This window comes from Bacillus sp. 22-7, assembly GCF_010628845.1.
In the GTDB taxonomy this organism is placed as follows: domain Bacteria; phylum Bacillota; class Bacilli; order Bacillales; family Cytobacillaceae; genus Cytobacillus; species Cytobacillus firmus_B.
Map to the genome: position 1 here is coordinate 84675 of NZ_NJQY01000004.1, position 7489 is coordinate 92163.

Annotated in this window: 8 protein-coding genes and 1 other annotated feature; of the genes, 7 read left to right on the forward strand and 1 reads right to left on the reverse strand. The window is 44.3% G+C overall.

The features are described from left to right. The first annotated feature begins 13 nt into the window (after positions 1-13). The 6 genes from CE058_RS02335 (at position 14) to CE058_RS02360 (ending at position 5261) form a co-directional block, all read left to right on the forward strand. Entirely contained in the window at positions 14-646 is a 633-nt protein-coding gene (locus CE058_RS02335; protein WP_048010571.1) for an NUDIX hydrolase, read from the forward strand. Then, entirely contained in the window at positions 636-1214 is a 579-nt protein-coding gene (locus tag CE058_RS02340) for a nucleotidyltransferase family protein (RefSeq protein ID WP_048010572.1), read from the forward strand. Before CE058_RS02335 ends, CE058_RS02340 begins: the two co-directional genes overlap by 11 nt. Continuing rightward, on the forward strand, positions 1211-1777 hold the full coding sequence (locus CE058_RS02345; RefSeq protein ID WP_048010573.1) for a hypothetical protein: 567 nt from the start codon (positions 1211-1213) through the stop codon (positions 1775-1777). The genes CE058_RS02340 and CE058_RS02345 overlap by 4 nt, the downstream gene beginning before the upstream one ends. 59 nt (positions 1778-1836) lie before the next feature. Next, entirely contained in the window at positions 1837-2577 is a 741-nt protein-coding gene (gene map, locus CE058_RS02350) for a type I methionyl aminopeptidase (RefSeq protein ID WP_048010574.1), read from the forward strand. 107 nt (positions 2578-2684) lie between these two features. Beyond that, positions 2685-2891 (forward strand) — a binding site (T-box leader). A gap of 48 nt (positions 2892-2939) precedes the next feature. Further along, entirely contained in the window at positions 2940-4187 is a 1248-nt protein-coding gene (gene tyrS / locus CE058_RS02355) for a tyrosine--tRNA ligase (RefSeq protein WP_163140053.1), read from the forward strand. 78 nt (positions 4188-4265) lie between these two features. Then, positions 4266-5261 (forward strand): zinc-binding dehydrogenase, encoded by a 996-nt coding sequence (locus CE058_RS02360; RefSeq protein ID WP_163140055.1) that lies wholly within the window; start codon positions 4266-4268, stop codon positions 5259-5261. A 44-nt stretch (positions 5262-5305) separates the two neighbouring features. Here the strand turns inward: CE058_RS02360 and CE058_RS02365 are convergent, their stop codons facing one another. Beyond that, the gene (locus CE058_RS02365; RefSeq protein WP_163140057.1) at positions 5306-6349 is read right to left on the reverse strand and encodes a lactonase family protein; all 1044 of its coding nucleotides are present in this window, start codon (positions 6347-6349) and stop codon (positions 5306-5308) included. A gap of 121 nt (positions 6350-6470) precedes the next feature. Here CE058_RS02365 and CE058_RS02370 point away from each other — a divergent pair, with 121 nt between their 5' ends. After that, positions 6471-7238, forward strand: coding sequence for a hypothetical protein (locus tag CE058_RS02370; RefSeq protein WP_163140059.1), 768 nt, complete (start codon positions 6471-6473; stop codon positions 7236-7238). Positions 7239-7489 lie beyond the last annotated feature (251 nt).

Below are 7489 nucleotides of genomic sequence, written 5' to 3' on the forward strand. Positions count from 1 at the left end.
GGAGGCCAATTAATTGGACACAGAAATTCTCAATATTTTTGATGATGACCGAAAACAAATCGGTGTAGCTTCTCGTGAAGAGGTCCACCAAAAAGGCCACTGGCATGAAACTTTCCATTGCTGGTTTGTTAGGAGGGAGCATGATCAGGAATATATTTATTTTCAATACCGCAGCAATGACAAAAAGGATTACCCCGGACTTCTGGACATAACCGCTGCAGGCCACCTTATGAGTCATGAATCTGTCATGGACGGCATGAGGGAAGTGGAGGAAGAACTGGGGATTCATGTTGATTTTGCGGACTTGGTGCCGCTGGGTGTCATTGAATATATTGCAGAGAAAGAAAATTTTATCGACAAAGAACTGGCGCATGTATTTCTTTATGACAGCGCCCATACACTGGAGGAGTTCAACCCGCAGCTGGAAGAGGTAACAGGAATCTACCGGATTGCTCTGGAGGACTTCTATGAGCTTTGGTTTGAAGCAAGAGAACATATTAAGGCAGAAGGGTTTCAGATTGAAAGCGATGATAGAATCACCTCTGCCATTACCGTGCGCAAAGAGGACTTTGTTCCGCATGAGGATTACTATTACAGGCGTGTACTGCATTCAATTCGGGAGATGGAGAGGGAGCATGCTGATTAAGACTGAAGAAGATATAGTGAAGGTGGTAAAGCAGGATAAATGGATGATGGCCATCCTAACAGCCGCAAAGTCATTAAACCTCCCTGACTGGTGGGTCTGTGCCGGCTTTGTGAGGGCAAAAGTCTGGGATACTCTTCATGGATACAGTAACAGAACTCACTCGCCGGATGTGGATGTCGTTTATTTTAACAAGAGTGACCTTAGCGAAGAAACGGAAAAAGAACTGGAGTCTAAGCTTAAATCCCTCCTGCCCAAAGTGCCCTGGTCAGTTAAAAATGAGGCAAGAATGCATCTCATTAATGACCTTTCCCCATATATATCATCAGTGGATGCGATCTCAAAATTTCCTGAAACGGCGACTGCCCTTGGATTAAAGCTTGATGACAAAAACAATATTATATTAACTGCTCCATGGGGGATCGCGGACTTGCTTGCCCTTAAAATAAAGCCCACACCTATGTTTGCTGAAGACAGCAAGTTATTTGGAGTTTACCTGGAGCGAATTGAAAAAAAGAACTGGGAATTATTATGGCCAGGGATCAAAGAAATTCAAGGAAGAAACCAATGAAAAAGGTGTTTTTAATACTGATATTGCTTATGCTGCCAGGCGGTTCGCCAATACTGGCAACAAAATGGGCGGAACTAAATCCGGAAGAGGTCGAATCCCGCTCACAAGTCATTGTGCTGGGAACATATAATTTTAAAAGTAAACCAAAACCAGGCAAGAGTAATTTTTATGGAAGCCAGTTTCATGTTGAAAAGGTTTATAAAGGAGAAGCGGCAGATAACATCACGGCAGGCATTGAAATATTCGATGATGGATGGGCTGAGGAATTTCAGCAGGATGGCGGAAAGTTTCTGTTATTTTTGGAAAAAACAAAGGAAACACGCTTTCTTGTTCCCGTTGCTGGCCCCAATGGAATGGTTCAAGTGCAGGATGACAGAATTGTATCAGGGCATGAGGACTATTACGGAAAAATAATAAATGAAGAAGCAAGAATACCAAGCCCTGTTAAAGAAAATGAAAGTGAAGGCTATCTGCTTGAAATCTTGCTGTTTTCCTTAACTGGCTTTATCACTCTCCTGCTAATTATTAGGTTTTTATCAAGAGAAAAGCCGAAATCTTATTAAGCGCGCTGCATTTAGATTATAATAGAGAAATAACAACAAAAGAAAAGGCAGGATTCTGTATGATTGTAAAAAACGAAGAAGAATTAGCAAAACTGAAGGAAATCGGTAAAATTGTCGCGGAGATTCGCGATGCGATGATTGAAAAAACCAAGCCAGGCGTAACAACCAAAGAGCTTGATGATTTAGCCGGAGAGCTGTTTGAAAAGCACGGAGCGATTTCAGGCCCTAAAGGAGAATACGACTTTCCAGGCTTTACTTGCATAAGCGTGAACGAAGAAGTGGCCCATGGCATTCCCGGAAGCCGCATAATAAAAGAAGGCGATCTTGTAAATATTGATGTTTCCGGATCAAAGGATGGCTATTTCGCAGACACAGGCCTATCATTTGTCGTTGGTGAAGACGAGAAGCTGCAAAAGTTATGTGATGCGGCACAGGAAGCTTTTGACGAAGGCCTGAAAAAATTAAAGCCGGGCGGCAAGCTGAGCCTCGTTGGTAAAACGGTTCATAAAGTCGCAAAAAACAATGGATTCAACGTAATCATGAATCTGACCGGCCACGGTGTAGGCCGCTCCCTTCATGAGAAGCCGGACCATATCCTGAACTATTTTGATCCATGGGATAAGCAGCTGCTAAGAGAAGGAATGGTTGTAGCCTTCGAACCGTTTATTTCAAGCGGAGATGAAGAAGTAAGAGAAATGAGCGACGGCTGGACGTTTGTCACACCTAATAAAAGCCATGTCGCCCAATGTGAACATACCGTTGTTGTCACAAAAGAAGGACCCATTATCTTAACGAAATAATCATGAACCAGGGGCATTGAATGTTCCTGGTTTATTACTTTTAAGATTTATTAAAAAAACACTTGAACATTCCAAAGCATTCCGCTAGAATAATAAAAATTTCAAATTTTAAAGTAATGACAGAAATCAGTAGCTGTTTTCTCCCTGTTTTAGAGAGCTGATGCCCGGTGAAAATCAGCACATAGATAACAGTGAATTACCTTCTTGAACTTTCTCTGTGAACAGAAGTAGCAGGGAACGGCTCGAACCGTTAATCCGCTGAGTGGAAGAGCAATCTTCAATAAGGGTGGTACCGCGTTAACCACGTCCCTTTCTTTAGGGGCGTGGTTTTTTGTATTCCATAAACAGAAAGGATGGAAATCATGGATAATTTTTTCGAAAAATTAACAGCCCAACAAAAGCTTGAAACAGAGAGGCAGCTTGAGATTTACTGCAATGGTGCCCAGGAGATTCTGCCAAAAGCCGAATTGAAAAATAAAATAGCCAAATCCATTTTTCAAAATCAGCCTTTAAAAATTAAGCTGGGTCTTGATCCCTCTGCTCCGGATGTCCATATCGGCCATACGGTCGTGCTGAATAAATTAAAGCAGTTCCAGGACAACGGCCACGTCATTCAGCTGATCATTGGCGATTTTACAGGGAAAATTGGCGACCCGACAGGGAAATCGGCAGCCCGAAATCAGCTCACAGATGAAGAAGTGAAGCATAATGCCAAAACCTACTTCGAGCAATTCAGCAAAGTGCTGGACATGGATAAAGTCGATCTTCACTACAACTCAGCATGGCTTTCTGACCTCCAGCTTGAAGACGTTATCCGCCTGTCTGCAAGCATAACGGTTGCCCGCCTGCTCGAACGAAATGACTTTTCAGAGCGCCTGGCCACAGGTAAGCCGATCTCGCTTCATGAGTTTTTCTACCCGCTGATGCAGGGCAACGACTCGGTTGTTCTCGAAAGTGATATCGAGCTTGGCGGAAATGACCAGCATTTCAATGTCCTGATGGGACGCCATCTGCAGGAGCATTTTCAAAAAGAAAAGCAGGTTGTCATCCTGATGCCGCTCCTTGAGGGACTGGATGGCAAAGAGAAAATGTCCAAATCGAAAAACAATTACATCGGTGTCGATGAGGATCCGAATAATATGTATGGCAAAACGATGTCCATACCGGATGAGCTGATTGTAAAATACTTCAATCTCGCAACAGATTTGCCGGTGACCGAAAAACAGCAAATCGCGGAAGAACTGGAAAACGGAACTCTTCATCCGCGTGACGCCAAAATGCTCTTAGGAAGAACAATTGTCCGCATGTACCATGGTGCAGCTGAAGCCGAGAAAGCCGAACAGCATTTCCAAACCATTTTCCAAAAAGGAGCCATGCCGGATGAGATCCCGGAAACCGAATGGAGGGGTGAGGGTGAAATGCTCATTACCGACCTGATTGCCGGCCTTGGCCTGCTTTCATCCAAAACAGAAGCAAGAAAAATGATTGCAGGAGGCGGCATCCGTTTAAACGGAGAAAAAGTCAGCGATGCAAAGCTGCTCGTGAAAATTACAGACGGATTAGTTCTACAGGCAGGAAAAAGGAAGTATGTGAAACTGAGGCTGAACTAGGCAAATCTCTTTTTTCCCCAATCCATTTCAAGATATGATAGAATAGACGAAATTTTTAAAGAAAAGCGGGTGGAGGAAATGAAAGCGGTCATTCATGAAGGTAAAGCCGGTCTTGCCGGGTTATCTTATGGTGAAATTGAAAAGCCTGAGCCGGGTGCCGGCGAAGTCAGGGTGAAATTAAAGACGGCAGGGCTGAACCATCGGGATTTATTTGTCCTGAACCGCCACAAGCAGGAAGATCCTGCGCTTGTCATCGGTTCAGACGGAGCGGGAATTATCGACGCAGTCGGAGATGGCGTTGCAGACATGAAGTCAGGCGATGAAGTTATCATCAATCCCGGACTCGGCTGGAAGGAAAAAAACGAGGCACCCCCAGCCGGCTTTGAAATCGTCGGCTTGCCGTTTCATGGGACATTTGCGGAATACATCATAATTCCGGCTGAAAACGCTGCACCCAAGCCAGGGTATTTAACCTGGGAGGAAGCGGGTGTCCTTTCCCTGGCAGCACTAACCGCCTACAGAGCATTATTCACTAGAGGAAAGCTTCAGGCAGGCATGAAGGTGTTCATTCCCGGAATTGGAGGGGGTGTGGCAACCTTCTTAATGCAATTCGCAAAAGCGGCAGGGGCATCTGTGTATGTGGCTTCACGTTCAGAGGAAAAATGCCGAAGAGCTTTAGAAATTGGTGCAGATAAAGCCTTAAACAGCAGCGAAGAGTGGACGGAAGCCCTTGGCGGGGAAAAGGTGGATCTTGTCATTGAATCTGTTGGCCCGGCTACATTTAATAAATCTCTGGAAATCCTTCGGGGTGGCGGTACCATCGTAACATTTGGCTCCTCTACAGGGGATGTGCTGGAACTCAATCTCCGCAGTCTATTTTACGCTCAGCAAAACATGCTTGGTTCAACAATGGGAAGTGCAGAGGAATACCATGAAATGCTCCATTTTATTGAAAAACATCAAATCAGGCCGGTTTTGGATCAGGCATTTCACCTGGAACAATATAAACAGGCTTTTGAAAAAATCGCAAACGCGGAGCAATGGGGGAAAATTGCTTTCAAAATCAGCGAATAAAAAAAGGGGTGAGATGCTGCAAAAAGCAGTATCTCACCCTTTTCTTATACATGTAAAAACTTCACACAAACCGGATCCGGTACTTTCACATCAGACTGAAGCAATGTAAGCTTCCCTGTATTTTCATTTCTCGAGAACAAAACAATATTGCTTGAATTCTGGTTCGAGCCGATCAAAAATTTTCCAGATGGATCGAGTACAAAATCACGCGGCCAGTTTCCTTCTGTGGAGGTATGCTCCACAAATGCAAGCTCTCCATTATCCTGATTGACGGAGAAAACAGCAATGCTGTCATGCCCGCGGTTGCCGGCATAAACGAAGCGGCCGTCGGAAGAGATATGAATGGCGCTTCCCTGGTTATTTTCCGTAAAGCCTTCCGGAAGCGTGGTTATAGCCTGCTTTTGTACGAAGCTTCCATCTCCATGATACTGAAGCAAAAGAACTTCAGAGCTAAACTCGGTCATCACATAGGCATACTTGCCTTTTGGATGGAACACAAGGTGTCTGGGACCGCTGCCCGGCTTTGCAGACAGGATACCTTTTTCCTTCAGGATTCCTTCATTCACTTCATACGTAATCACCTGGTCTGTTCCCAGGTCAACTGCAGCTAAGTATTTTTCGTCCGGAGTCAGCCCGGCATAGTGAGTATGCGGTTTTTCCTGCCTGCTGTCAGGACCTGATCCGCTATGCTCCATAACCGAAACAGCAGGATTTAATGAGCCGTCCTCATTTGTTAAGTAAGACTCGACTGTCCCTTTATGGTAGTTAGCACTGAAAACATTGCGCACGGAAGAATCCACACTGACATGGCATGGAGGGGATCCGGCAGAAACCTGGCTGTTGATTTTCTCAAGTGAACCGCTGCTGCTTTCAAGACGATACGCAGCCACTCCGCCGGATTCGCCTTCCTTGGCTACCGAGTATAAAAATTGATTATCCCGGCTGATTGTCAGGTAGGTGGGATTATCCAATTGTGCTGCAGTCCTTACATCGGAAATTTTGCCTGCTTCTGTATCCAGAACAAATGAATATATCCCTTCACTTTCACCCTTTGTGTATGTGCCTATGTATCCTCTGTACTTGGTCATATGAAGCCTCCTCTATATGTTTTCTCCTGAAAATACTCTATCATAATTTGACTTCTAAACAAAAGGAAGAGGAATTTTGCATGGGAAAAAGAATAGTAAAAGGTACATATAGGAGAGGATGATGAGGTTGAACGCACCCCATTCGATATTGTCAGTCTGGAAAATCTTTGATCGTTTTCCGATGGAAACACTGACAAAAGCATGGTACTACGATAAAGCAGGAACGAAAAAGCAGAGAGATGTTTCTTTAATGAAGGAGCACCGTGCCCAATATGGCATTGCCGGAAACTGTTTTGACCTCGCGATTTGGCTTCTCCATGAATTTAAGGAGGCAGGAATTCAGGCCTATCCAGTTGGCCACGATTTGAAAACACCTTCTGCACATGCAGCAGTGGTGGCGGTGGATGAAGAAGGCCGCCGCTTTCTATGTGATCTGGGCGACCAATGGCTGCAGCCCATATTAATTGATTCAAAGGCCCGGGATTTTACTCCCGAAAAAATAAGCGGATTTTTCCCGGCAGCAGATGTCCAGGTTTCATCTGAAAGCGGGCAGCTGGAAATAATCTATCACCGCCCCAACGGAAAAATATCGCAGCAGAGTTATGATACGGATCCGGTTGAACTGAATTCCTTTTTGGAAGCAGCAGAACGATCGCAAAACTCTATTTATCCAAAAGCTTTACTGGAGCAGCGGCTTCTCTATAAAAACGAAACCGCTCACTGGGAATTTTACAATTGGAAAAGCTTCCTCAGTACCACAGAAGGCCTGTACCATGATGTCCCTGCTGAATCTATTGAAGAATGGGCAGACCGTATTCATCAAAAGACAGGGTATAATCGGGAGTTTTTAATAGAATCATTGGGCTTCTATAAAAAGCTGGGAGATTGAATAACTGATGCCGGCTGAGAATCTTTTTATCTGAATGTCACTCAAAAACTGGATTCGCTTATAAAATGGAGATTTCGCTCATAAACACAAAAAATCGCTCATAAAATGGGGATTTCGCTCATAAACACAAAAAATCGCTCATAAAATGGGAATTTCGCTCATAAACACAAAAAAATCGCTCATAAAATAGGAATTTCGCTCATAAACACAAAAAATTCGCTCATAAAATGGGGATTTCGCTCATAAACACA